Consider the following 22,997-nt stretch of genomic DNA (forward strand, 5'->3'; position numbering starts at 1 on the left):
TGGTTTATGTAGGCCCTTTGGATTGCCGAGAAGCACAACATGACCGAGCCCTGCATTATCTGCGTCGCCATTACCGGGTCCGTGGCCCGCAAATCCGATAATCCTGCGGTTCCTGTGACGATCTCCGAGCAGATCGAATCGACGCACCAGGCTTTCGAGGCGGGCGCTTCCATTGCCCATTGTCACGTGCGCAACGACGACGAGACGCCGACGTCCGATCCTGACAAGTTCGCGAAACTGGCCGATGGGCTAAGGAAGCACTGTCCCGGCATGATCATCCAGTTCTCGACGGGCGGGCGCTCCGGTGCGGGCGCGGCCCGCGGTGGCATGCTACCGCTTAAGCCCGACATGGCGTCACTGACGGTCGGGTCGAACAATTTTCCGACGCGCGTCTATGAGAACCCGCCCGATCTCGTCGATTGGCTGGCGTCCGAGATGCAGAAATACGGGGTCGTGCCGGAGATTGAAGCGTTCGATCTCAGCCACATTTTCCAGGCTGTGGCGATGGCGAAGAACGGGCAGCTTCCCACGCCGCTCTATGTACAGTTCGTGATGGGCGTGAAGAACGCCATGCCGGCCGACCGCCCGGTTTTCGATTTCTATGTCGAGACGCTGAAGCGGCTGGCGCCGGACGCCAACTGGTGCGGCGCGGGTGTCGGACGCCACCAGATCGAGCTCAACGAATGGTGCATCGAGAAGGGCGGCCATGTGCGGACGGGGCTGGAGGACAATGTGCGCCTCGACCGCGACTTGCTCGCCCCGTCGAACGCAGCGCTTGTACGCCGAGCAGCGGAACTGTGCGAAAAATACGAACGGCCTGTCGCGACGTGGCGGCAGACGCGCGACATCATCGGGCTGCGGGAAGCCGAAGGCGTGGCGTGACGCGGCTATTCTTCCGGCAAGCCCGAAAGGCGCAGCCCCTTCAGGAATAACTCCATATAGTGCGGGTTGTTGCGCTGGGGATGGTTCTTCAGATTGGTGGCGATCGTCACTTCCGGATAGGCCTCGCGGTAGATTCGCATCGCCTCCCTCGCCTCGTCGATCTCACCCGCCAGCGCCGCATAGGTCGCGTATTGGCGGTATGCCCAGGTGATGCCCGGATGCGCATCGATGGTCGCGCGAGAGAGCGCGGCCGCCTCGCGGTAGTTCCCGTGAGCGAAGAACACGCCCGCCAGGCCGAATTCCAGATTGAAGCCGAGCGGATCGAGCGGGCTCAACGCCTTGGCGCGGCTGAAAGCCTCGCCGGCCTCCTCGTAACGACCTGAGAAGAAGTGCGCCCAGCCGCTCCGAGCCCAGGCCCAGGCATTGTTCGGGTCGATCGCCAGCGCCCGCGCCAGGAAGACCCGCGCGCGCTCCTGATCGCCTTCCGCCTGGCTTATGGCGGCGCCGACGGCGGCGAGCGCTGTCGGATCGTTCTGGATCAGTGGTGTCGCCTCGCGGACATGGCGCGAACAGAGCGTCCGCGACCGGTCTGGGTCATCGCTCCAGTAGTAGACGACGTCCTGCGCGTGGCACCATGCCAGCAACGCCATCGCCCGGCCGTAATCGGGAGCAAGCTCGAGCGCCCGCTCGAACAGGCCGCGGGCGGCCGCGTTGTCTGCCTTGGTGTGGCTCCACAGTCTCGGCAGCCCGGCCAGCACGCAGTCATAGGCCTGGCGGTTTTCGGGCGGTTTGGACCTCGCCAGAAGAATTTCCGACGAGCGGATGGTGGGCGATATCGCCGCCGCGACCTTGATGGCGATCTCGTCTTGCAGTTCGAACACGTCCTCGATGCGCCCATCGAAACGCTCCGACCAAATCTGGCGCGACGTGCTCGTATCGACCAGATGGATGTAGAGTCGCACCAGCGATCCGCCACGCCGCACCGTGCCTTCCACCGCATAGCGGACGCCTAGCCGATCGCCAATCTCATCCAGAGGCACCAACTGGTCCTTGAACGCGATGGCAGTCTGTCGGGCGATGACGAAAAAGTCCCCTGCCCGCGACAATGCGGCGGTGATCTCCTCGACCACCCCGTCCGCAAAGAAGTCGTTCTCCCCTTCCGGCGCAAGATCGTCGAATGGCAGGATCACGAGCGACGGCCTTGCCGCGTCGGGCGAGGAGGCCGGCGAGCGGGGCCCCGCGGCCTTTTCGACGGTGGGAACCGGTTCCGACAAAAGCGCCGCTGTCGCCGGTTCGGGCTCAGCGCCGAATGCGGCCCGCGTCGCGGCTCTGCACGCGTCATATTGACGGCGCGCCTCGTTGGGCCGCGATCCGGCGAGGTGAAGCCGGATCAGCGCGCGATGCGCGCGTTCATCGGCCTCGTCGTCCTCGAGCAGCGTCGTCGCAAGCCGGCGGCAGTTCGCAACGACGTCTTCGTCTCCACCGGATCGCGAGAGTTTCTCAACGATCTCGCCCGCCAGCGAGACGAAGCGCGCAGCATTGTCGCGGCGCCACCCTTCCAGATCTTCCGGAACCGGCGTGCTGTCGAGAAAGCGGCCAACGTACAATTTCGCGGTATCCACGAGCGCGTCCATGTTGCCTGACTTCGCGAGCGTCTCGAAGCGAATGCAATCGACTGTTGCCGCCGGGTCGACGATCCAGACATGCTCCGTGTCAGCGCCAACAAAGGCGTGCGACGGCTCGGGGGTGAGTTTGCGTAGCGCGCTCAAGGTCTGACGCAGGCTGTTGCGCGCCTGCGGTTCGGCACGGTCGGGCCAGAATACCCGGCAGAGCTTGTCGCGGCGGCAACGGGCGTCCGGCGCTGATGCCAGGTAAGCAAGAAGCAATGCCGCTTTGCGGGTGGGAAATCGAAGCGCCTTGCGCGCGGATTCATTCAGCGACAGATCACCGAAGACCCGGAGGGACGGCTCGTCGCGAAAGTTCACACGTTCCACCGGTTACCCCGTCAAAGAGCGTATTTAATGAATTTATAACGCCGGGAGCGGCTTTTCGGCAAACCGCCAAACGGTCTGCATGACGGTCAAGGAACGGGCGTCGGCGATGGTCACCAGTACGAATTCAGCAAAGGAGACCGCCATGACCGCCCGGGCCACCCTCGATATCACGTATCGTCCGCATACGAACTTGTTCGCAACCGCTGCCGCCTTCGCCCGTACGCTGATAGCGCAATACCGAATCCGCAGACAAACGACCGGACCAATGCCTCGTTGTCCGCGTACCCCCGATGAGATCGCGCTTATCGCCAATCTGTCGTCGATGCGCTGACAGGAGATGCTCTCAGGGAGGCGCCGAGATCCCCGGCTGCTCAATCCATTTCAGAGACCAGCGCGCCCGATGCGCTGAGGCAATCGATGGCTTCGCTCCCATAGCCGACTTCCGCGAGCACCTCGCGATTGTGCTCGCCCAACCTCGGAGCCGGCCGTTCGATCGCGCCCGGCGTTTCGGAGAACTTGATCGGAAGGCCGATCGTCTTGACCGGACCCGCAAGCGGATGCTCGGTTTCGGTGACCATCTCGCGGGCGAGTGTCTGCGGATCGCGATGCATCTCGGCGATGTCCAAGACAGGCCCGGCGGGAACCCCGGCGGATTCAAGCAGTCGCATCCATTCGTCCGTGCTTCGTGCGGAAAACTTGCCGTTGAGCACTTCCGTCAGCGCCTCGAGGTTGTTCATTCGTGCATTGTTGGCGGCAAAGCGCGGGTCCTCTCCAAGTTCCGGCGCGCCGATGACGCCCAGCATGCGCTCCCAATTCTTCTGGTTTGCCGCGCCCACGTTGAGCCAACCGTCGGCAGTGCGGAAAGCCTGATACGGCGCGTTCAGCGGATGCGCCGAACCCATCGGTCCCGGCGGCCTACCCGTCGCGAACGTGATCGCAGACTGCCAGTAGGTGTGAGTGATCGCCGCCTCGAAAAGCGAGGTATCGACCCTTTGTCCTTCACCCGTCTGCAGCTTGCGGGCATAGGCCGCGGACACGCCTAGCGCTGCGAGGATCCCGGCGGTGATGTCGGAGACGGGCGCGCCGGACTTGACCGGCGGGCGCCCCGGCCCCTCGCCGGTGATCGACATCAGTCCGCTCATGCCCTGGGCAATCAGGTCAAAACCGCCGCGATTGGCATAGGGACCCGTCCTGCCAAAGCCGGAAATCTCGCAATAGATCAGCCCCGGATTGATCTCCTTGAGCGTCTCGTAACCAAGCCCGAGCTTCTCCATCGTGCCCATGCGGTAATTCTCGATCACCACGTCGGCGTCCTTCAGGAGCCGTTTCAGGACGTTGACGGCCTCCGGTTCCTTGAGATTGAGGGCAATGCCGCGCTTGTTGCGGTTCATCATCAGAAAGGCGGAAGACACACCGCCGACATCGGGCGGCAGGAAGCGGCGGGTGTCATCGCCGTCGGGCTTCTCGACCTTGACGACATCGGCACCCATGTCGGCGAGCATCAGGCCGCAGACCGGTCCGGCCATGATATGCGCCAATTCGATAACCTTCATGCCGGCAAGCGGCCCGCCCATTCGGTCGGTATCGGTCATGGTCAGCGACCCTTCCATTCGGGTTTGCGCTTGCCGAGAAAGGCTTCCATACCTTCCTTGAAGTCCTCGCTCATATAGGCTTCGACCACCAGGTCGCGATCATCGGCGCCGGCGCCCTCGACGCGCAGCCGCCGCAGTGCCTCCTTGGTGGTTGCAAGGGTGATCGGCGCATGACTGGACAGCGTTTCGGCGAGGGCGCCCGCCCGCTCCACGAGCGCGGCGTGATCTTCGACTATTTCCGATATCAAACCCACGGCCCGGCCCTCGTCCGCGCCGACAAGGCGAGCCGTGAAGATCATCTCCTTGACCCTGCCCGTTCCCATCAGGCTGGATAGTCGCGACAGGTTGGCTATCGACAGACAGTTGCCGAGTGTGCGGGCGATCGGAAAACCAAACCGCAGATCGGCCGTGGCGATGCGGATGTCGCACGCGGCCGCGATCCCCGCGCCACCGCCCGTGCAGGCGCCCGCGATCGCCGCGACGGTCGGGACCGGGCAGGCTTCGACCGCGCTGAGGACAACGTCCATCCGGTGTTCGTAGTCCAGGGCGTCCTGATCGGTGGTGAAGCCGCGGAACTGCGTCATGTCCGTGCCGGCGGCGAACGCCTTCTCGCCCGCACCCGTTATGACGAGGCATTTGACCGAACCGTCGGACGCAACCGTCCGGCAGATTTCGGCGAGGCCGTCATACATGCCGAACGTCAGCGCATTGCGCGCCTGCGGCCGGTTCAGAATAACCCAACCGGTTGTCCCGCGGATTTCGTAAAGAAGCTCGTCGGCAGCCATTTGATCACCTGTAGAAGAATTCGACCAGGAACATCGGAATCGCCGGAACATAAGTGGAGATCAGGAGCACAAAGGCGAGCACGGCGATCAACGGCAGGTTCCATTTCGTCACCTCCCAGATGTTGGCCTTTGCGATCGAGCAGGCGGTGATCAGCACCGAAGCGACCGGCGGTGTCTGCTGGCCGATGGCAAGATTGAGCGTGACCACGAGGCCGAAGTGAACCGGATCGATTCCGGCCTGCTGAATCAGCGGAGCGATTATCGGCACGACGAGGATAATCGCTGCGGCCGAATGCAGGAAGAAGCCGATCACAAGGAAGAAGACGTTTAGGATCAGCAGGATCAGATACTGGTTCGCGGTGATGTCGAGGATGGCCGCCGCGATCTCCTGCGGTACGCGCGCCGTGGTTAGAAACGACCCCATCAGCACCGAGGTTGCGACAAGCAGCATGACCACGGCCGTCTGCATGCCCCCTTCGAGCATCGCCTGCTTCAGCTCGCGCCAATCGATCTCGCGGTACCAGAGACCAACGAGAATTGCCGCGACCACCGCGATGCCGGCCGCCTCGGTCGCGGTCATGAAGCCGCCGAAGATGCCGCCAAGGATGATTACCGGTAGCGCGAAGGTGGGCAGCGCTTCGACAAAGGTCGCGCGCAACTGGCGCAGATTGAAAGCTTCCTCCGTTGGCCAATTGTATTTCAACGCGTAGTAATAGGCGACTCCCATCAGCCCGGCAGCGCCCAGCAACCCCGGTACCACGCCGGCTACAAATAGCTGCTCGATGCTGACTCCCGACGACACGCCGTACAGGATCATCGGGATCGAAGGCGGTATGATGATCGCCAGCGACGCGGAGGATGAGGTGATGGCCGCAGCGAACGGCGCTGGATAACTGCGGCGTTTCATCTCCGGGATGATGATCGAACCCATTGCGGCGACATCGGCTACCGCTGAACCCGAAATCTCGGCAAAGAACAGCGAGACGCCGACATTGACCATGGCAAGCCCGCCACGCACGAAACCGATGATCGCGGAGACGAAGGCGATCAGACGGCGGGTGATGCCGGTGGCATTCATGATCGCGCCGGCGAGGACAAACATCGGGATGGCGATAAGCGAGAAGGATTTTGCGCCGGAATACATGTCGAGTGCGACGGTGACCAGCGCGCCGGTTCCGTCGGCCACTCCGATTGCAAGAACCGCTGCCAGACCGAGCGCGATGGCGATGGGTACGTTGATGCAGACCAGGATCACCAGAGCGACCAGAATACTGAACATGAACATCAGGTCTGGTCCTTCTCGGGCGTTTCGCCATGCGCCATGACGGCATGCTCAACGGATCGTCCGGCCAGGACGTCGCGCCAGTAGTCCGGCAGGCTCAGCAACTCGGCGATGATGAAAAGAATGGCCCCAATAGGAATGATCGACTGGGTGACGGAAACCGGTACCCAGGTGAGGCTGACTAGCGTTTCACCCTCAAGGATGCCCAGCACTTTCAGTCCGGCCCAGGCGAGTAGCGTAAAGAAGCCGATCACGAATATTTCGGAGAAGACGACCGCCACGGCCCGCGCCTTGCGCGGCAGCGCGAGGAGAACATCGTCGAACCCTATATGGGAGCGCTTGAGAGCTGCCAGAGCAGCACCGTAGTAGGTCACCCAAGCCAACAGAACCGAAGCAATCTCGTCATACCATGAAAGTGACGCCCCGAGCTTTCGGTAGATGACGGCGACCACCACCACCGTGGTCAGAGTTATCATCAGGACGATTACGATCCATGTCAGGATCTCGCCAACGATCTGCGCAGCCCTTCGCAAGGTTCCTCCCTGGCGCCGTGCGGCAACCGAACCCTAAGTTCAAGAGAAGACGGCGATGGCTCAGAATCGCCGCCACGGGGGGTCGAAGCAGGCGCCGGAGCGCCTGCCTCGGATCGACATCAGTCGGCCAACGCCTGAATATCTGCTATTAGCTTTTCGCCCCCTTCGACCTGACCGCCGAAATCCTTGTAGATCGTGCCGGAGGCATCGATGAAAGCTTGCTTGTCTGCTTCGTTGATCTCGACGCCGGCCTCCTTGACAACGTCGATCAGACTTTGATCGAGTTCAGCGGACCGGTCATAGGCGAAATCGCTAGCCTGCTTTGCGCAATCCGAGATCGCGGTCTTGATTTCGTCTGACCATCCATCCCACTGTTTCTGGGAGCTTGCCAGGTAGGCCGGCGAATAGACGTGGCCGGTCATCGAGAGATATTTCTGGACTTCCTGGAACTTGCCCGAGGTGATCTGGGCCAGCGGATTTTCCTGGCCGTCAATGACGCCGGTCTTGAGCGCGGTGAAGACTTCCGAAAATGCCATCGGCGTCGGATTGGCGCCGTAGCTCTGGAACATCTTGACGCGCCATTCTCCCTTCGGCGTGCGTAGCTTGATGCCTTTCAGATCCTCCGGCTTGTTGACCGGCCGGACATTGTTCGTAACATTTCGAAAACCGTTCTCCCAGAATCCGATAAGCGCATAGCCCTTTTCATTGGCTGCATTGACGAAGACGTCGCTCATCCCGTCACGCACCTTGCGCATGTGATCGCGATTCTTGATTAGGTACGGCATCTCGAAAATGCCGAATGTCGGGTGCACCGAGCTCATGATCGACGACGGAATCGAGAATGCAATCTGGCCAAGCTTCAGCTTCTGCATCATTTCCTGGTCGTTGCCGAGCTGCGACGATCCGTACACCTCGACATTGACGTCGACGCCTGCCCCGTTGACGCATTCGGCGAACTTGTTGGCGGTCTCTTCATACAGCGATCCGGGATCGCCGACATGGCCGAGCTTGAGGGTCGTCTGCGCCTGAGCGCCGGATGCCAGCAGAGCGGCGACGGCCACTCCTGTCAGGAATGCTTTTGCGTTCATTGCTTTTCTCCTCCCAGTGCAGATCGGCACGGCATCGCCATCCGATCGGTTGCGTAACGGCTACGCGGCCGCCACCTTTGCATCCCCGCCGGCCCGCCTTTGGCCGGAGAGGAAGTCCATTGCTGCGCGTACGCCGCCCGGTGTGTGCGGAACACCCGCGATAGCCAAGCCCATTTCCACGCCACCAAGCGTGCCGAGCAGCATCAGGTCGTTGAAATCGCCCAAATGTCCGATCCGGAACACCTTCCCAGCGACTTTCCCAAGGCCGGCGCCCAGCGACATGTTGAAGTGATCGAGCACAACTTTGCGAAACTGATCGGCATCTTGCCCATCCGGCATGAGAACCGCAGTCAGCGAGCCGGAATGCTGGCTTTCCTCCTCGCACAGCACATCAAGACCCCAAGCCCGAACGGCCCGGCGTGTTGCTTCGCCATGGCGCGCATGACGATCGAAGACCTTGGCCAGACCCTCGTCGAGAAGCATTTCGATGGCCGTGTCGAGCCCGTAGAGCAAGTTGGTGGCCGGCGTGTAGGGAAAGAACCCATTCTTGTTTACCAGGAGCATTTCCGCCCAATCCCAGTAGGACTTGGCAAGGCCGGACTTCTCGTGCGCATCAAGCGCCTTGTCCGATAGCGCGTTGAACGAGAGGCCGGGCGGCAGCATGAGCCCCTTCTGCGAGCCCCCTACGGTGACATCTACGCCCCATTCATCATGGCGGTAGTCGATAGAACCGAGAGACGAAATCGTGTCGACAAGGAAAAGCGCCGGGTGGCCGGCTTCGTCAATCGCTCGGCGTATCTCGGCGATCGGCGCGACACAGCCGGTCGACGTTTCATTGTGGACCACGCAAACCGCCTTTATCTCGTGATCCGTATCCGCCTTCAGGCGATCGCTGATTGCATCCGGCTTTGCGGCGCTGCGCCAGTCACCCGACAGGAACTCGGTGCGCAGACCAAGCTTTTCCGCGAGCTTTTTCCAGAGCGCGGCGAACTGGCCGCTTTCGTACATCAGCACGAGATCTCCGGGAGACAGCGTGTTGACCAACGCTGCCTCCCAGGCGCCCGTCCCCGACGCAGGATAAATTACGACCGGCTTCTCGGTCTGGAAAATGACTTTGATACCGGAAAGAACCCGCTTCCCCAGGGCCTGAAACTCAGAGCCCCGGTGATCCATGGTCGGCATATCCATAGCGCGCAGCACCCGGTCGGGCACGTTGGTCGGCCCCGGTATCTGCAAGAAATGCCGCCCCGGCATCGCGTTCACCCGGTGCCCTCCCTCTTGTCACGCAGATCAATTTCCGCTCCAATTGGATTATGAATTCATTATTCGTGTCAAGGGTCAATCTTCGCCCACTGGGAAACCGGGAGGCTGCGCCATGGCGGCGCTGATCCGTCCTGGCCTTCAACGGCGCCTTGAGCGAGAAGTTCGCGGCGAGGTACTCTTCAACGCATTTGCACGCGGACGCTACGCCACCGACGCCTCGATCTACCAGATGATGCCGGCGGGGGTCGTCATCCCCCAGTCGGTCGAAGATGTGGAGTGTGCCTTGTCGGCGGCGCGTGAGGAAGGCGTTCCCCTCACCATGCGTGGGGGCGGCACATCGCAGTGTGGCCAAACAGTCAATACGGGGCTGATCGTCGACACGTCGCAACACCTAACCGGACTGCTGGAACTTGACGTGGACAGCCGAAGGGCGGTGGTGCAGCCGGGCATCGTCCTTGACCAACTGAACCGGCTCCTGAAGCCGCACGGATTGTGGTTTCCAGTAGACGTCTCAACAGCGTCCCGGGCTACAATCGGTGGTATGGCTGCAAACAATTCATGCGGCGCGCGCTCCCTCAGATACGGCACAATGCGGGACAACACGCTGGCCATCGACGCCATCATGGCCGACGGCACGCGCGCACGGTTCGGCCCCGTCGAACAAGGCTCGAACCGGGCAACCAGCGATCTGGTGGCCGACCTTCTCTCACTGGGACGCCGCGAAGCTGACGAGATCGGAGAGCGGTTCCCACAGGTGCAGCGGCGGGTCGGGGGTTACAATCTCGACGCGCTTCTGCCCGACGCCAATCCGCTTAACCTCGCGCATATCCTCGTCGGATCAGAAGGAACGCTTGGCATTTCAACGGCTATCGAAATCCAGCTCTGGCCGCTTCCGCCCAAGAATAAGGTTATGGGCGCCTGTCATTTCCCCACTTTCCGCGCGGCAATGGAAGCCGCGCAGCATCTGGTGAAGCTGGAACCAACATCCGTCGAACTCGTCGACGCCACGATGATCGCACTCGCGCGTGACATTGCGATGTATCGTCCGACGCTCGAATCTTTCGTACGCGGGAACCCGGCCGCACTGCTTCTGGTGGAGTTTGCCGACGAGCCGGCCGAGAACCAGCGCAAGGTTTCCGCGCTGGAAGACGCCATGAGCGATCTCGGCTTTGCGTTCTCCAACACCGGTCCACGCGAAGGCGGCGTGATACAGATTTCCGACCCGGCCTTGCAGGCGGCAATAGCGGAACTGCGCGCCGGAGGGCTCAACATCATGATGTCGATGAGGCAGGAGGGAAAACCGGTATCCTTCGTCGAGGACTGCGCGGTTCCGCTTGAACACCTCGCCGACTATACTGACCGGCTGACGGCGATCTTCGAGAAGCACGGCACGCGCGGTACCTGGTACGCGCACGCATCGGTCGGCTGCCTTCACGTTCGCCCTATCCTCAACATGAAGCTCGAGAAGGACGCTTCGGCGATGCGCGCCATAGCCGAGGAAGCGTTCGCCATGGTGCGCGAATACAAGGGCTCGCATTCGGGCGAGCATGGCGACGGCATCGTGCGCTCGGAATTCCACGAGCAGATGTTCGGCTCCCGCATCGCCCGCGCCTTCGAAGAGGTCAAGGACCGCTTCGATCCCGTTGGGATTCTTAATCCCGGCAAGATTGTCCGCGCACCGCGAATGAACAACCGCGAACTGTTCCGCTATCCGCCGGGCTACACTTTCGACGAGATAAGGACAGGTTTCGACTGGTCGGCCTGGCCGGGCGCATCAGGCGGCTTTCAGGGGGCCGTAGAGATGTGCAACAACAATGGCGCGTGCCGCAAGCATGTGGGCGGCGTCATGTGCCCGAGCTATCGCGTTACCCGCAACGAGCGGGACGTCACACGGGGTCGCGCCAACACGCTCCGGCTGGCGCTATCCGGCCAGATCGGTGCGGACGCGCTGCATTCCGATGAAATGGCCGAGACGCTGAAACTGTGCGTATCATGCAAGGCGTGCCGCCGCGAATGTCCCACCGGCGTGGACATGGCCCGGATGAAGACCGAGATTCTATACCAGCGCGGCCTGAAAAACGGCATCGGCCTGCAACAGCGATTGATTGCCGAACTGCCACGTTACGCGCCGTGGGCGAGCCGCGTCGGCGGGGTCATGGCGATGCGGGATCGCTGGAGGTTGGGCGCTCGTCTCTCGGAAAAGGTTATCGGCTTTTCTCACCGGCGTTCCCTGCCCCGCTTCGCCAAATCGCCCTTCCGCGACAGCGAGGCCAATACGCCCACCGGCAAGCGGAAGGTTGTGCTGTTTGCCGACACTTTCGGCCGCTGGTTCGAACCGGCGACGCTTCGCGCGGCCGTGTCGGTCCTGTCGGCGGGCAATTATGCTGTCGAAACTGCCCGGCCCGCGGAAGGGCGCAACCGCCCGCTTTGCTGCGGGCGGACCTATCTTGCCGCTGGCATGATAGACAAAGCGCGGGAGGAAGCCGCACGCACGCTGGAGGCGCTGCGGCCGGCTCTCGACAGCGGCGCCGCAATCGTTGGACTCGAGCCATCCTGCATCTTGACGATGCGTGACGAGTTTCTTTCGCTGTTACCCGGCGACGAGGCGAGGCGGCTGTCGCAGCGGGCCCAGCTTATCGAGGAATTTCTTGGGGACGAGGCTGAACGCGGCGAACTCGATCTGGTCCTGGCAGCCCCTGCCCCCACGGCGCTGTTGCATGGCCACTGCCACCAGAAAGCGTTCGCCACGATGGGCGCCGTCGAACGAACGTTGCGCCTGATCCCGGGCATGGATGTCGAGACAGTCGAGTCCAGTTGCTGCGGAATGGCTGGAGCCTTCGGTTATGACGCCGAGACAATCGACGTGTCGTTGGCCATGGGCGAACTTTCGCTGCTTCCGGCCGTCCGGTCGGCAACCGGGGACACGATCATCGTTGCCGACGGCACCTCCTGCCGCCACCAGATCGGTGACGGAACCGGCCGCAAGGCATTGCACGTGGCAGAAGTTCTGGCCAGCGCTCTGGAGACGGCGCGGAATACAAAGCATGAAGCGGCGAACCGGGATACAATGAGACAGGCGGGGAACGAATCATGAGCTTGGCGGACGTTGAACCGGTTGAAACACTGAGCCGGCCGGCCCTCGCAGTCGAACTCACCGACCGGCTGCGCACCCTCATCATGGAGGGGGAACTGAAGCCGGGCGAAAAGATTCCCGAGCGCCTACTGACGGAGCGGTTTGGCGTGTCACGCACACCGGTGCGTGAGGCGGTGAAGGTCCTCGCCGCCGAAGGCCTCGTGATGCTCGTCCAGAACCGCGGCGCCGTCGTATCGGAACTGACCGTCGCCGAGCTGGAAGAGGTCTTCCCTGTGCTTGCCGCACTTGAGGGCCTTGTGGGAGAACTCGCGGCCCTGCATGCCACGACGCAGGAGATCGACGATATCCGTCGCCTCAACAATGAAATGCACCGCGCCTTCGATCGCGGGGACCGTCCGAACTATTTCGAGATCAACCAGCAGATCCATGCCGCAATGCTGGCCGCTGCGCGCAACCCGACTTTGGCTCAGCACCATCAAATCGTGGCGCGCCGCGCCAGCCGGGCGCGTTATCAGGCGAACCTGACACCCGAACGCTGGGCCGAGGCGATGGAGGAGCACGATGCCATCCAGAGGGCCTTCGAAGCCAGGGAGAGCAAGAAGCTTGGCGCGCTGATGAAGGCGCATATGGAGCACAAGCTTCGTTCGTTGGCGCCGGCGATCGCTGCAAAATCCGGCGGCGGATGAGGTATTTCATCGTTCGGTAACGCGACCATGGGGAGGTAGCCAGGACCGCGGGATGACGAAAACGAAAGTCAGACCCCCCGCCTGTTTCCCCAGATGAGGACGTGAAGCTGCGGCAGGACATGCGCCTCGAACCAACCTTCCGACAAAACCTTCCCGACGAGCCATTCAAATCGCCTGTTGATCCCATCAAGGTCGATAGCGGCATCTTCCTCGCCGGGCGGCGGGGGGGTGTGATTGCCAGGCTGCAGATAGACCCGGAGGGTTGGAAAGAGCGCCGCCGTCTGTCGCGCGAAGCGAAAATCCGCGTCATCGAAAACTACGAATTTGAGGACGCTGCGCGGCCCCTCCCCTGCGGCGCGGAGACAGGTTCTGACCGCATCCACGTCGCACTGCATCCCGCTCGAAGGCGGTTTGGGGCTGAGGACCAAGGTCTCCAGCTCAGAGAACCACGGCTGGCTGACCGACCCTTGGGTCTCGAGCGCGAAGCCGTATCCATCCGCCTTTCCCCGCCGGATCAGATCGGCAAAAGGCTGGATTGCGGGATTGCCGCCAGACAGCGTGACGGTCAACGGCTTGCCGCCCGACAGCCGTCGAACGCTTTCCAAAATCTCGTGCGGCTCCATGGGCCTCCAGTCGTCGCGGAAGCGGCTTTCCACGGCGTGCAGACTGTCGCACCAACTGCACCGGTAATCGCAGCCGCCGGTTCGAACGAACACAGTCGGCCGGCCGATCAACGCGCCCTCACCCTGTATGGTCGGGCCGAAGATCTCGCAGACCTTTATCGTTCTTTCTTCGCTCATGGGCGATATTCGGCCCAGGTCTTGGGCGTTTCGCTGACCCTGACAGCGGTCGTCTCGGGCCAACGCTCCCTGCACCAACCAAAGAGGTGGTGCGCCAGGCATTCCGCCGTGACGCTGTCGTGGCCAAGCACCTCATTGAGATGACGGTGATCGAAGGTATCGTCGATATAGTTTTTCAGCGGAGCGAGCTCCCGGTAGTCCCGGACGAAGCCGTTGCCATCAACATCCTGAGAAGCCAGCTCGACGACCACGATGTAGTTGTGTCCGTGTAGTCGAGCGCAGGGGTGATCGTCCGGCAGCTTGCAGAGTTGGTGGGAGGCGGAAAAATGGAATTCCTTGGTGATCCGGTACATCACGCGGACCTCGCGTCGATCGCCGCCCGCCAGAAATCCGGATCGGCATAGTCGGTCTCGTCCGGCACGCCGGCAAGGTGGAACGCCTCACGCCGCTCGACGCAGGTGCCGCAGCGGCCGCAGTGCCGCTCCCCACCCTTGTAGCATGACCAAGTCAGTGCGAACGGGGTGCCGTGACGTGCGCCGTCGAGAACGATCGCCGATTTCGGCTGATGAACATAAGGAGCCAGCAGCGTGATCTCGGAATATCCGTCGAGGGCGTGATCCTGCATCTTCTGGAAGGCGTTTATGAAGCCCGGCCGGCAGTCCGGATAGATGAAGTGGTCTCCGCCGTGCACTGCGGTGGCGACGGCATCGAGACCGCGCGCGGAGGCGATGCCGAAGGTGATGGCCAGCATGATCGCGTTGCGGTTAGGAACGACGGTGGAGCGCATCGTCTCTTCCGCGTAATGACCATCGGGAACCGCGACATCGTCGGTCAGCGCCGAGCCCGAAAGCGACCGACCTATATCGCCGATATCGACGATCTGGTGGGGTGCCCCCAGCCGCTCGGCGCAAAGCGCCGCGAAGCCGAGTTCCTTCCTGTGCCTCTGGCCGTAGTCGAACGAGACAAGTCCCGCCAGTTCATTTTCAGCTGCGATGCGATGGGCCAGCGCAACAGAATCCAGTCCGCCGGAGCAGACGACAACAGTCTTCATTTGGGTCTCCTTGTTTTGTCCGGGTAGGCTGCGACCGGTATTGCCGGGCTCCCTAACAGGAGCGTGAGGCGAACGAAAGGCAGGGATCTATCGGTCTGTCCCTTCCAGACGGTTGAGCAAGCCGTTATCCGCCGTATAGGTTTCGTGCGCACGCCGCTTACAGCCGTTCGCGTGGGCTATGACCTGCGACCGCAGTTGGAGAAGGGTGAAAGGTCGTCGTGTTGGCTGATTTTCGGCGAAAGCCTTCACGGATCGAAGGAACCCCGCCCGGGGCAAGGCGGGGTTCGTCCGGGGCTAAAATTTCGTCATCTAGTAAACAGCCCACGTCATCTTACGCCACTGCTCTTTTTAATCACAATCAATTCCTGATACACTTGTGACGATCACAACGTCGCTACCCGGACACCCTGATTCGCAAGCCGGCGAACCTGACGTATTACAGCAACAAGGTCGAGATTCTTCTGACCGGATCAGTCCGCCACAAGAGCAAACTCTGGGCCCGTTCAGCGTCACAGCGGCGACAAGCCATTCATGCGTGCAAGATATACAATCTCAATGGTCGCGTAATCCGCTGAGAGATACGACATGTTGTTCGGCTTGCTTCGCTACCCCGGTTCAGTTTGTTACAATTTTGCATCAGTTGCGCAAAATGCGGACAGGATCGGGTTGGACTTGCAAGGTTGGTCTGGGGCGATCTGGAATTCTCGCTTAGAAGAAGCGTCGGGCGATTTGGAAAAAGTTTAACGTACACACCATGCAGATTCGACTTTCGCACGTAGCGCTTCTCGCAGCGTCCCTGGCAATGCTCCCAGGCGCGCGCGACGCGAACGCCGAAACAATTTACGAAGCGCTTGCGAAGGCTTATTCAAACAATTCGGAGTTGAACTCTGCTCGTGCAGGGGTGCGGGTGCAGGACGAAAACGTTCCACTCGCGAAGTCTGGTTATCGCCCCCGCGTAACCGGAACGTCCGGAATATCCAATTCTTCGACGGCTGGCGGCCCGGGTGTCAGTTCCGCGTCTTTCGGAATTGAGATCGACCAATCGATCTTCGACGGCTTTCAGACGATCAACAACGTGCGCGCCGCAAAAGCACGGGTGCTTGCCGAGCGCGAAAACCTTCGTAACACCGAGCAGAATGTCCTTTTCGATACCGCGCAGGCATACGTCGATGTATTGCAGAACAGGCGGATCGCCGCACTAAGGCAGCAGAACCTCGCTTTTCTGGAGGAACAGGTGCGTGCGGCGAACGCCCGTTTCGAAGTTGGTGAAGGTACGCGGACCGATGTTGAGCAGGCCAGGGCCAGTCGCGCCAGCGCACTGGCACAATTAACTGCGGCCCGTGCGGCGGCGCAGTCAAGCCAGGCGGTGCTGGAACAGCTCACTGCGTCCTCAATCAAGTCTGTTTCGCCTGCCTCCCCGCCCGGACGCGGATTGCCGTCCTCGCTTGATAAAGCTCAGGCAATAGCCTTCAGCGAACATCCGGCGATACGATTGCGCCAGCATTTGGTCGATGCGGGGCTTTTCGACGTCAAATCTGCTGAAGGACGGTTCTTGCCTCAGGTAGGATTGTCGGCAAGTGTCAGTCGTACCTATACCGATAGCAGCACGATACCGTCCCCATCAGACACCGCGACGATCGGTGCTCGGGTAACGGTGCCGATCTATCAGGGCGGCCAGGCCAGTGCCAACGTTCGCCAAAGAAAGGAACTGCTCGGGCAGGCGCGGATAAATACCGATGTCTCGCGTGACCAGGTGCGCGCGGCTGTCACTTCGGCCTGGACACAGCTTGTGGCATCACGTGCTACCGTGTCCGCCAGCCAGGAAACGGTCCGCGCGGCCCGTCTGGCTCTGCAAGGCGTGATTGAAGAGCGGGATGTCGGGCAACGGACAACCCTCGACGTCCTAGACGCTCAAGCCACCGTTGTTGAGGCACAGGTCGGCCTGGTCCAAGCCGAACGCAATGTAATTGTCGCCAGCTATGCGCTTCATTCCGCAATCGGCAGGCTTTCTGCCGCGCGCCTCGGTCTAGGCGTAAAGGCACATGATCCTGAAGATCACTATGTTGCCGTCAAGGACAAGTGGTACGGCCTGCGGACGCCGGACGGACGTTGAGGCGAGTTCAATTGCTGCTCAATTGTTGCCGACGAAATCAGCGCGGAACTCATCTGGTCCGCGCTGATCTGCACTTTTGCTGCCATTATCTGATGAGAGAGGCCGTAAGCGGATCCGGACCGAGTTTCCTTATGCTTCTCTAATGGTCTCCCCCCGTGTTGGCGCTTGCGCTCACGCCTCCGGCACTGCTTTCCGCCTCAGCCGAACTTCCGCCAGTTTCGGCTTCCGCTTCGGCTCCACCATTGTGACCGCCCCCTGTCTCGGCTTCCGCGGATGTGCCATCAGTCTCGGCTTCAGCTTCAGCGCCGCCGTTATGGTCATTGTCGCCGTTTCCGCCGTTACCCCCATTCCCGCCATTATCTCCGTTATCGCCGTTACCTCCATCTCCGTTATCGCCGGTACCTCCATTCCCACCGTTGTCGCCATTTCCGCCGTTTTCGCCGTTGCTGCCGGTGTTTGTGCTGCCGCCCAGGCCGTCGCCGGCTTCCCTACCGCCAAGGTCTCGGAGAGCGCGGAGCAATGTCGTCCTGATCGGCGGGCATTGTTCAAGCTGGTCCAGAGACAGGATTTCAGTCCGGTTCTTCGCGTAACAACAGGACAGATAGTTGGCTTCCGTCAGTGGCTGGCACTGGGCGGCGGACAAGATCAAACGCGGCACTTCCTGGGCTGATGCCTTCTGCCCGAATGGACTGGAAAATAGAAGCACCGTCGCTGCAACGGACAGCCTGCTCGTCTTTCTGAGGTGACTAAAGGACATGACAACCTCCTTTCATCCCAAGTCGGCAAATCAGCCAGCTTCCTGCCAGCCGTTCACCCCGCTAACCAGACGTTAACGAAATTTTATTATGACATCGGCCCCCTTTCCGCGGAATCCGTTTCGGCTTGGGTTGCGTAGTCTATTCCGGCTAGGCAGAACGGGTATGGCAAGAGAGGGCTGAAAGGGGGAATGCAATGACCCGCCTCATCGCGCTTGCAATTTCCGCACTAATTGCGGTTGGTTGTAGCCAAACAACGTTTGTCTCCTCCACGGCGAGCCTCGGAACATCCGATAGCGAAATCGCCTTTTCCAGCGCTTTCATGAAGCTGGACGGGAATGCCTTTCCTCCTCCCGCATTTCACAAATTCTGTGCTGAAAGCCCACGTCTCTGCGCAACGTCTGACGGGAGCCGGACGGTCGAGCTGACGCCGGCCCGAATTGCCCAACTCAAGGCAGTGAACGTTTATGTCAACAATCGCATAAAGGAACAGGATGACCGTGTGACGGCCGGACGCTGGGACGACTGGCGACTGCCTACCAAAGTCGGCGATTGCGAGGATTTCGCGATTCTGAAAAAAGACCGCCTGACAAAGCAAGGGTGGAGCCCGGCAGCGCTCCTGCTCACCGTCGCAACCTTCCGCGGCGAAGGCCATGTCGTCCTGACGGTCCGGACCGACAAGGGCGATTATATTCTCGACAACCGCACCGATTCGATCCGCATCTGGTCTCGCGCGCCCTACCGCTTTTTCGCGCGCCAGTCACAGGTTCGACACGGCAAGTGGGAAAAGATCGTCAAGGAAATCTGACGCGCGGGCCGAACCCTGGATTGCCCTGCCGTCATCTCAGTCCCGGAAGCCATATTTTCGCATGATCGCCCAGATGGCCTTGTTGAGGTTCGCAAGCTGGGTGATGCTTTCCGTGATGCGCTGAATCTCAACGGTATCGAGTTCTTCAACCTTTCCGTACCGAACTCGATCTTTGGTCTCGGCAATTCGCATTAGCTGCGTGGCGCCCCGGCCGCTTTCGGGATCGAAGGAATAGATACAGTGATTGTATTTGTTGCGTAGCCGAAGCTCTCTGGTCAGCCTGGCGGTGACGTCCAAGATGTCTTTGCGACACTCCGACGGGGTTTTCTCCGTCTTTGCGAGCCGCTCAACTAGGTCGATTCGCGCCCGAGGCGTATTCAAAGTAAGGAAAATTATAATGGCCGTTTCCTTGTCGGTTCTGGCCAAGCCGCCAATCAGATATATGAGAAGGCTTTCCGTGTTTGTCCAAGTGTAGTTGAGCTGGCCCACCAACAAGAGAACGCGTTGCAACTGCGATGCGGGGTCATCGCTCCGGCGAGCTTCAGCTGCGGGTGATCGCTTATCTTTGTGCGCCCTCTCCTGCTTTCGTTCGGCTTTCGCGTCCCGGATTTTTTCGCCGGTTCCCATGCCGAGGTCTAAGCCTTGTCGCCCATTCCGCGATCATGGGCAAAATACAAGGCCGCCGCCTCCGTGCGGTTATGGACACCAAGCTTACGAATGATGTTGTGAATGTGGATCTTGACCGTATTTTCCGACAACTGCAGATCCGCTGCGATAATCTTATTTTGATGGCCCTGCGCGACCATTCCAAGAACTTCTTTTTCTCTTGCGGTCAGGTTTTCGAGCATACTCTCCTCAGTCTCCGGTTCCATCTTCAACGTGGATTCGGCAAATCGCTCATCGGCAACGCCGTTTCCGGATTTCCGCCCGTCGTGGAAACTGCGGAACATGTGCGGCGGGAAATACTCGCCCCCCTTCAGCATAATCAGAATAATTGACAGCCAGATGTCGAGATTCACATCGGTCGGCAAGACACCGCTGACAGTGCCAGTTGCGATTAGATCAAGCAACTCGTCATCCGGGACAAAATGCGCGGGCGCCAACAAGGCAATGGTGGTGTTCGGATCCGCATTCGTCCAGCGGGCTGGAGCCTCGCCGAGTTCAGCAAGGAAATCCCGATCGATCAGCACAAGTTGCGCACTCAGGGTCGCAGGTCTGCGGACTTCTTCAGGGTCGGAGAACCGCTTGACCGATAGCCACGGAAAAGCTCGCTCTACCGCGCCCGTCAGGGCATCTGAAACAATACCGTCACGAGCGATGATCAGCAGTGATGGCTGCCGAAGCTCATCCCGGGCGTAGGGGCCAGAGACACCTTGGTTATCCAGATTCCGATTTTCTTTGGACAGGGATACCGACTGGTACATATCACAACCCCCAACCCTTCACGCTAGGTGGACCAGACTTTTGCGACATGCCCCTACCACGAAGGGTAAACTATAGTCGCATAGGGCTAAATAGATCAATCGAGCTATTCGCGGCTAGCCGTTTCGGCGATAGGCGGAAGGAGCTGTTCCGCGCCCTATCGCGATCACCCTCCGCTGTGAGATTTTCAGGGGAGCTATCCGGTAGTGAGGACGCTGGTCAGAATCCCTTTCAAGTCTCTTGATGGATAAGTCAGTTGCGCTTTCCGATCCGAGTGCCGCGGGCCTGCTGCGCCAGTTGAATGGCTCCATCCATCGAAAGTCCAACCCCGGACCCGAACGTCTAGACGGTTAGCCGCTTCCTATTCCGATGATCTAACACGAAGTGTTCTCTTCTTCACGCGACGCGTGAGCGCGACACTGTCCCCGTTGAAAACGACTGACCGTTGCGGGGTCTTGCCGCGTGGAGTTTGTAATTGCGCGGCGCGCGTTCGTACCCGCAGCTGTCGTCCGGAAAAAGAGGAGGGAGGCAGTCGCACAGCAGAACCCAATAAAGTCTGTAGAGGCGCCGGCCGCGTAGATGCGCGTCAAGGCTCTCGAACAATCCATAGACTGAAACAAGCCGACCAGCGAAGAGCCTAGCAAGATGAGCAGGCGTCAAGCTGTCCGGCTTCATCGAGAGGATGAAATCATGGCACAACGTCACTTCTTCCCATGGGAACTGGAGCAGGAGCAGGAGCAGGAGCAACTGCAAGGCCAGGGCCAGCTCCAAGGGCAGCTTGGACTGCAGTACAGCGAAACCGAGGCGGAGGCGGAAGCGGAAGCAGACGCCGATGCGGAAGCTGAAGCCGGCGCGGAAGCTAACGCCGGCGCGGAAGCTGACGCCGAGGCAGAAGCGGAGTCTGAATCTGAATCCGAAAGCACATCGGAATCCGAATCCGAAAGCGAGTCCGAAAGCGAGTCCGAGAGCGAGTCCGAGTCGGAGGCGTCTGCCGAGGCGGACGTTGACGTCGAAAACGACATCACCAACACCAACGAGAACATCAACAAGAATGAAACGGAAGTTGACGTTGACGTAGAAGTCGAAGCCGAGTTCGAACTCGACATGTCGGAGTACGACCCCTTCTCCGAGGTTGAACTTGACAATTCCGAGATCGAGAACCTGATCATTGCCAAGGAAAGCACCGTGGATCTCGACCCTGGTGACGACATCGATGTCGCCATTTCGGGCCTGAACAACTCGCTGAATGGCGAGGGCAATGACAGCGCGATCGTTATCAATCAGGTTGCGACCCTCAATGACGAGGACGAGCTCCACAACCCCTCGGTAGCCAACAACGCACCCTTCACGCAGACCTTCAACGTGACGGCTGGCGAAGCTGAAGCAAGTGAAGGCATCCAGGCCGGAGGCCGGGGTGGCGACACCGACGGTGACGCCGAGTCTGAAGGCGGCGAAGGCGACGAAGCCAATGCCAACACGTCCGGCGATATTGAGGGCGGCGAAGGCGAAGGCGGCGAAGGTGAAGGCGGTGAGGCCGAAGGTGGTGAAGGCGATGAAGGCGGTGACGCTTCGTCAGCCGCGATAGCGCTTGGCGGTCTTGGCGTCGGTGTCGGTCTCGGCGGCAACGCTGACGAAGGCGGTGAAGGCGGCGAAGGCGGTGAAGCTGAGTCCGAAGGCGGTTACGGTGAAGCTGACGAAGGCGGAGACGCCGAGTCCTATGGTGGTGAAGGCGAAGGCGAAGACGCCGGATTCGCAATGTCGTTCGGCGGCGAAGGCGAAGGCGAAGAAACCGGTGAAGCCGAATCCGAAGGCGGTGAAGGCGAAGGTGGTCGCACCGGTGACGCTGAATCCGAAGGCGGCGAAGGCGAAGCCCAGCAAGGTGGCGAAGCTTCCTCGGAAGGTGAAGCCGAAGCCGAGGATGCCGGCAGCAATACCGCCAACGGCGGCAATGAGACTGGTGGTGCGAATGCTACGGGTACCGGTTCCGGTACCGGTACTGGTACCGGTATTCTCGGAGTTGGGACAGGCGTCGGTACCGGAGTAGGCACCGGTGTCGGAACCGACAGCGGCGATGCTGGCGATGCTGGCGATGGCTCTGGCGGCAGCAATACTGCGACCGGCGGTAACGGCGGCACCGCGACCGGTGGCGACAGCAATGGCACCGGCGGCGATGGTGACGAAGCCGAAAGCGGTCATAGCGTCGGCCTTGGCGGCGACGGTGGTGACGCAACGAGCGGCAACAGCGTTGGTACGGGCGGTGCCGCCGGAAATGCCCTTGGTGGCGACAGCATCGGCACCGGCGGTGACGGCGACGAGGCCTATGGCGGCCACAGCATAGCGCTTGGCGGCGACGGCGATGAAGCCGAAGGCGGCGACGGCGGCCACGGCGGTGACTCCGAGGGTGGCGACGGCGCAGGCGCCGGAGCCGGCTACGGTCACGCCGCGGCGGCAGCCGCTGCTGAAGGCGGAGCCGGTGGTGCCGGTGGAAACGCCCACAGCGGCAACGGAGCCGGCGGTGCAGGTGAAGGCGGGTTCGCAATGGGCGGCGATGCCATCGCGTGGAGCGCGGGCGGCCATGCCGGCAACGCAGCGACCGGTGACGGTGGCTTCGGTGGTGCTGGCGGAACGTGGGGTTCCAACAATGGTGACGACGGCTTCGTTGAAGGCAATTCCATTGCTTCCGCCGATGCCTACGTCGACGATACCTCATCCTTCAACCTGGACATCGTGATGGGTGCCAACCTGCAGCAGAACGCGGTCGACATGACCGTGGTCGGCGGCAACCTCTCCAGCTCGGTTACAAACGTCGGTGAGGATGACGGTATCGCGTAAGCGAATGCCGTAAAACC

General features: G+C 61.0%; 19 protein-coding genes. 6 read left to right on the top strand and 13 right to left on the bottom strand.

What is annotated here, in order from left to right:
• Nucleotides 1-39 precede the first annotated feature (39 nt).
• Nucleotides 40-882, top strand: coding sequence for a 3-oxoadipate:acetyl-CoA acetyltransferase (locus LC298_RS06355; protein WP_131568022.1), 843 nt, complete (start codon nt 40-42; stop codon nt 880-882).
• Nucleotides 883-887: 5 nt separating this feature from the next.
• On the opposite strand, the gene LC298_RS06360 is transcribed toward LC298_RS06355, so the two are convergent.
• From LC298_RS06360 to LC298_RS06390, 7 genes are all read right to left on the bottom strand, one after another.
• Nucleotides 888-2,876: a tetratricopeptide repeat protein gene (locus LC298_RS06360; RefSeq protein WP_131568020.1), complete on the bottom strand. Its 1,989-nt coding sequence runs from the start codon at nt 2,874-2,876 to the stop codon at nt 888-890.
• 371 nt (nt 2,877-3,247) lie between these two features.
• Complete coding sequence (locus tag LC298_RS06365; RefSeq protein ID WP_131568018.1) at nt 3,248-4,468, bottom strand: CaiB/BaiF CoA transferase family protein; 1,221 nt, start codon at nt 4,466-4,468, stop codon at nt 3,248-3,250.
• A 2-nt stretch (nt 4,469-4,470) separates the two neighbouring features.
• Nucleotides 4,471-5,253 (bottom strand): enoyl-CoA hydratase/isomerase family protein, encoded by a 783-nt coding sequence (locus tag LC298_RS06370; protein WP_131568016.1) that lies wholly within the window; start codon nt 5,251-5,253, stop codon nt 4,471-4,473.
• 4 nt (nt 5,254-5,257) lie between these two features.
• Nucleotides 5,258-6,538 (bottom strand): TRAP transporter large permease, encoded by a 1,281-nt coding sequence (locus tag LC298_RS06375; protein WP_131568014.1) that lies wholly within the window; start codon nt 6,536-6,538, stop codon nt 5,258-5,260.
• Nucleotides 6,538-7,068, bottom strand: a complete 531-nt coding sequence (locus tag LC298_RS06380; RefSeq protein ID WP_131568012.1) for a TRAP transporter small permease — start codon at nt 7,066-7,068, stop codon at nt 6,538-6,540. The genes LC298_RS06375 and LC298_RS06380 overlap by 1 nt, the downstream gene beginning before the upstream one ends.
• 119 nt (nt 7,069-7,187) lie before the next feature.
• A complete protein-coding gene (locus LC298_RS06385) occupies nt 7,188-8,156 on the bottom strand; it encodes a TRAP transporter substrate-binding protein (protein ID WP_131568010.1) in 969 nt (322 codons plus the stop codon).
• A gap of 60 nt (nt 8,157-8,216) precedes the next feature.
• Nucleotides 8,217-9,410: a pyridoxal-phosphate-dependent aminotransferase family protein gene (locus tag LC298_RS06390; RefSeq protein WP_131568799.1), complete on the bottom strand. Its 1,194-nt coding sequence runs from the start codon at nt 9,408-9,410 to the stop codon at nt 8,217-8,219.
• A gap of 121 nt (nt 9,411-9,531) precedes the next feature.
• Here LC298_RS06390 and LC298_RS06395 point away from each other — a divergent pair, with 121 nt between their 5' ends.
• Nucleotides 9,532-12,513 carry an FAD-binding and (Fe-S)-binding domain-containing protein gene (locus LC298_RS06395; RefSeq protein ID WP_131568008.1) on the top strand — a complete coding sequence of 994 codons (2,982 nt, stop codon included), beginning with the start codon at nt 9,532-9,534 and terminating at the stop codon, nt 12,511-12,513.
• The gene (locus tag LC298_RS06400) at nt 12,510-13,199 is read left to right on the top strand and encodes a GntR family transcriptional regulator (protein WP_131568006.1); all 690 of its coding nucleotides are present in this window, start codon (nt 12,510-12,512) and stop codon (nt 13,197-13,199) included. Before LC298_RS06395 ends, LC298_RS06400 begins: the two co-directional genes overlap by 4 nt.
• 68 nt (nt 13,200-13,267) lie before the next feature.
• Here the strand turns inward: LC298_RS06400 and queE are convergent, their stop codons facing one another.
• Genes queE through queC form a run of 3 tightly spaced genes read right to left on the bottom strand, consistent with a single transcriptional unit; the run spans nt 13,268 to nt 15,050 of the window.
• Entirely contained in the window at nt 13,268-13,999 is a 732-nt protein-coding gene (queE, locus tag LC298_RS06405; protein WP_223385567.1) for a 7-carboxy-7-deazaguanine synthase QueE, read from the bottom strand.
• Nucleotides 13,996-14,352: a 6-pyruvoyl trahydropterin synthase family protein gene (locus LC298_RS06410; RefSeq protein WP_131568002.1), complete on the bottom strand. Its 357-nt coding sequence runs from the start codon at nt 14,350-14,352 to the stop codon at nt 13,996-13,998. The genes queE and LC298_RS06410 overlap by 4 nt, the downstream gene beginning before the upstream one ends.
• Nucleotides 14,352-15,050 (bottom strand): 7-cyano-7-deazaguanine synthase QueC, encoded by a 699-nt coding sequence (queC, locus tag LC298_RS06415; protein WP_131568000.1) that lies wholly within the window; start codon nt 15,048-15,050, stop codon nt 14,352-14,354. The genes LC298_RS06410 and queC overlap by 1 nt, the downstream gene beginning before the upstream one ends.
• Before the next feature lie 754 nt (nt 15,051-15,804).
• Here queC and LC298_RS06420 point away from each other — a divergent pair.
• Complete coding sequence (locus LC298_RS06420) at nt 15,805-17,163, top strand: TolC family outer membrane protein (RefSeq protein WP_131567998.1); 1,359 nt, start codon at nt 15,805-15,807, stop codon at nt 17,161-17,163.
• 139 nt (nt 17,164-17,302) lie between these two features.
• On the opposite strand, the gene LC298_RS06425 is transcribed toward LC298_RS06420, so the two are convergent.
• Nucleotides 17,303-17,920, bottom strand: coding sequence for a hypothetical protein (locus LC298_RS06425; RefSeq protein ID WP_131567996.1), 618 nt, complete (start codon nt 17,918-17,920; stop codon nt 17,303-17,305).
• A 194-nt stretch (nt 17,921-18,114) separates the two neighbouring features.
• On the opposite strand from LC298_RS06425, the gene LC298_RS06430 reads away from it, so the two are divergent.
• Nucleotides 18,115-18,726, top strand: coding sequence for a transglutaminase-like cysteine peptidase (locus tag LC298_RS06430; protein ID WP_131567993.1), 612 nt, complete (start codon nt 18,115-18,117; stop codon nt 18,724-18,726).
• 36 nt (nt 18,727-18,762) lie between these two features.
• Here LC298_RS06430 and LC298_RS06435 read toward each other — a convergent pair whose 3' ends face one another.
• Together LC298_RS06435 and LC298_RS06440 are read right to left on the bottom strand one after the other, a co-directional pair.
• A complete protein-coding gene (locus LC298_RS06435; protein ID WP_317851173.1) occupies nt 18,763-19,353 on the bottom strand; it encodes a hypothetical protein in 591 nt (196 codons plus the stop codon).
• Between the two features lie 8 nt (nt 19,354-19,361).
• A complete protein-coding gene (locus LC298_RS06440; RefSeq protein ID WP_131567991.1) occupies nt 19,362-20,150 on the bottom strand; it encodes a helix-turn-helix transcriptional regulator in 789 nt (262 codons plus the stop codon).
• A 688-nt stretch (nt 20,151-20,838) separates the two neighbouring features.
• On the opposite strand from LC298_RS06440, the gene LC298_RS06445 reads away from it, so the two are divergent.
• A complete protein-coding gene (locus LC298_RS06445) occupies nt 20,839-22,980 on the top strand; it encodes a hypothetical protein (RefSeq protein ID WP_158284751.1) in 2,142 nt (713 codons plus the stop codon).
• The last annotated feature ends 17 nt before the right edge of the window (nt 22,981-22,997 follow it).

This window comes from Oricola cellulosilytica, from assembly GCF_019966575.1.
In the GTDB taxonomy this organism is placed as follows: Bacteria; Pseudomonadota; Alphaproteobacteria; order Rhizobiales; family Rhizobiaceae; genus Oricola; species Oricola cellulosilytica.

What these genes read in the sequence shown, in the direction of transcription:
- LC298_RS06440 (WP_131567991.1), bottom strand. Translation starts at nt 20,150, where the DNA reads ATGTACCAGTCGGTATCCCTGTCCAAAGAAAATCGGAATCTGGATAAC.
- LC298_RS06355 (WP_131568022.1), top strand. Translation starts at nt 40, where the DNA reads ATGACCGAGCCCTGCATTATCTGCGTCGCCATTACCGGGTCCGTGGCC.
- LC298_RS06390 (WP_131568799.1), bottom strand. Translation starts at nt 9,410, where the DNA reads ATGCCGGGGCGGCATTTCTTGCAGATACCGGGGCCGACCAACGTGCCC.
- LC298_RS06400 (WP_131568006.1), top strand. Translation starts at nt 12,510, where the DNA reads ATGAGCTTGGCGGACGTTGAACCGGTTGAAACACTGAGCCGGCCGGCC.
- LC298_RS06385 (WP_131568010.1), bottom strand. Translation starts at nt 8,156, where the DNA reads ATGAACGCAAAAGCATTCCTGACAGGAGTGGCCGTCGCCGCTCTGCTG.
- LC298_RS06375 (WP_131568014.1), bottom strand. Translation starts at nt 6,538, where the DNA reads ATGTTCATGTTCAGTATTCTGGTCGCTCTGGTGATCCTGGTCTGCATC.
- LC298_RS06365 (WP_131568018.1), bottom strand. Translation starts at nt 4,468, where the DNA reads ATGACCGATACCGACCGAATGGGCGGGCCGCTTGCCGGCATGAAGGTT.
- queC (WP_131568000.1), bottom strand. Translation starts at nt 15,050, where the DNA reads ATGAAGACTGTTGTCGTCTGCTCCGGCGGACTGGATTCTGTTGCGCTG.
- LC298_RS06395 (WP_131568008.1), top strand. Translation starts at nt 9,532, where the DNA reads ATGGCGGCGCTGATCCGTCCTGGCCTTCAACGGCGCCTTGAGCGAGAA.
- LC298_RS06410 (WP_131568002.1), bottom strand. Translation starts at nt 14,352, where the DNA reads ATGTACCGGATCACCAAGGAATTCCATTTTTCCGCCTCCCACCAACTC.
- LC298_RS06435 (WP_317851173.1), bottom strand. Translation starts at nt 19,353, where the DNA reads ATGGGAACCGGCGAAAAAATCCGGGACGCGAAAGCCGAACGAAAGCAG.
- LC298_RS06370 (WP_131568016.1), bottom strand. Translation starts at nt 5,253, where the DNA reads ATGGCTGCCGACGAGCTTCTTTACGAAATCCGCGGGACAACCGGTTGG.
- queE (WP_223385567.1), bottom strand. Translation starts at nt 13,999, where the DNA reads ATGAGCGAAGAAAGAACGATAAAGGTCTGCGAGATCTTCGGCCCGACC.
- LC298_RS06445 (WP_158284751.1), top strand. Translation starts at nt 20,839, where the DNA reads ATGGCACAACGTCACTTCTTCCCATGGGAACTGGAGCAGGAGCAGGAG.
- LC298_RS06430 (WP_131567993.1), top strand. Translation starts at nt 18,115, where the DNA reads ATGACCCGCCTCATCGCGCTTGCAATTTCCGCACTAATTGCGGTTGGT.
- LC298_RS06425 (WP_131567996.1), bottom strand. Translation starts at nt 17,920, where the DNA reads ATGTCCTTTAGTCACCTCAGAAAGACGAGCAGGCTGTCCGTTGCAGCG.
- LC298_RS06420 (WP_131567998.1), top strand. Translation starts at nt 15,805, where the DNA reads ATGCAGATTCGACTTTCGCACGTAGCGCTTCTCGCAGCGTCCCTGGCA.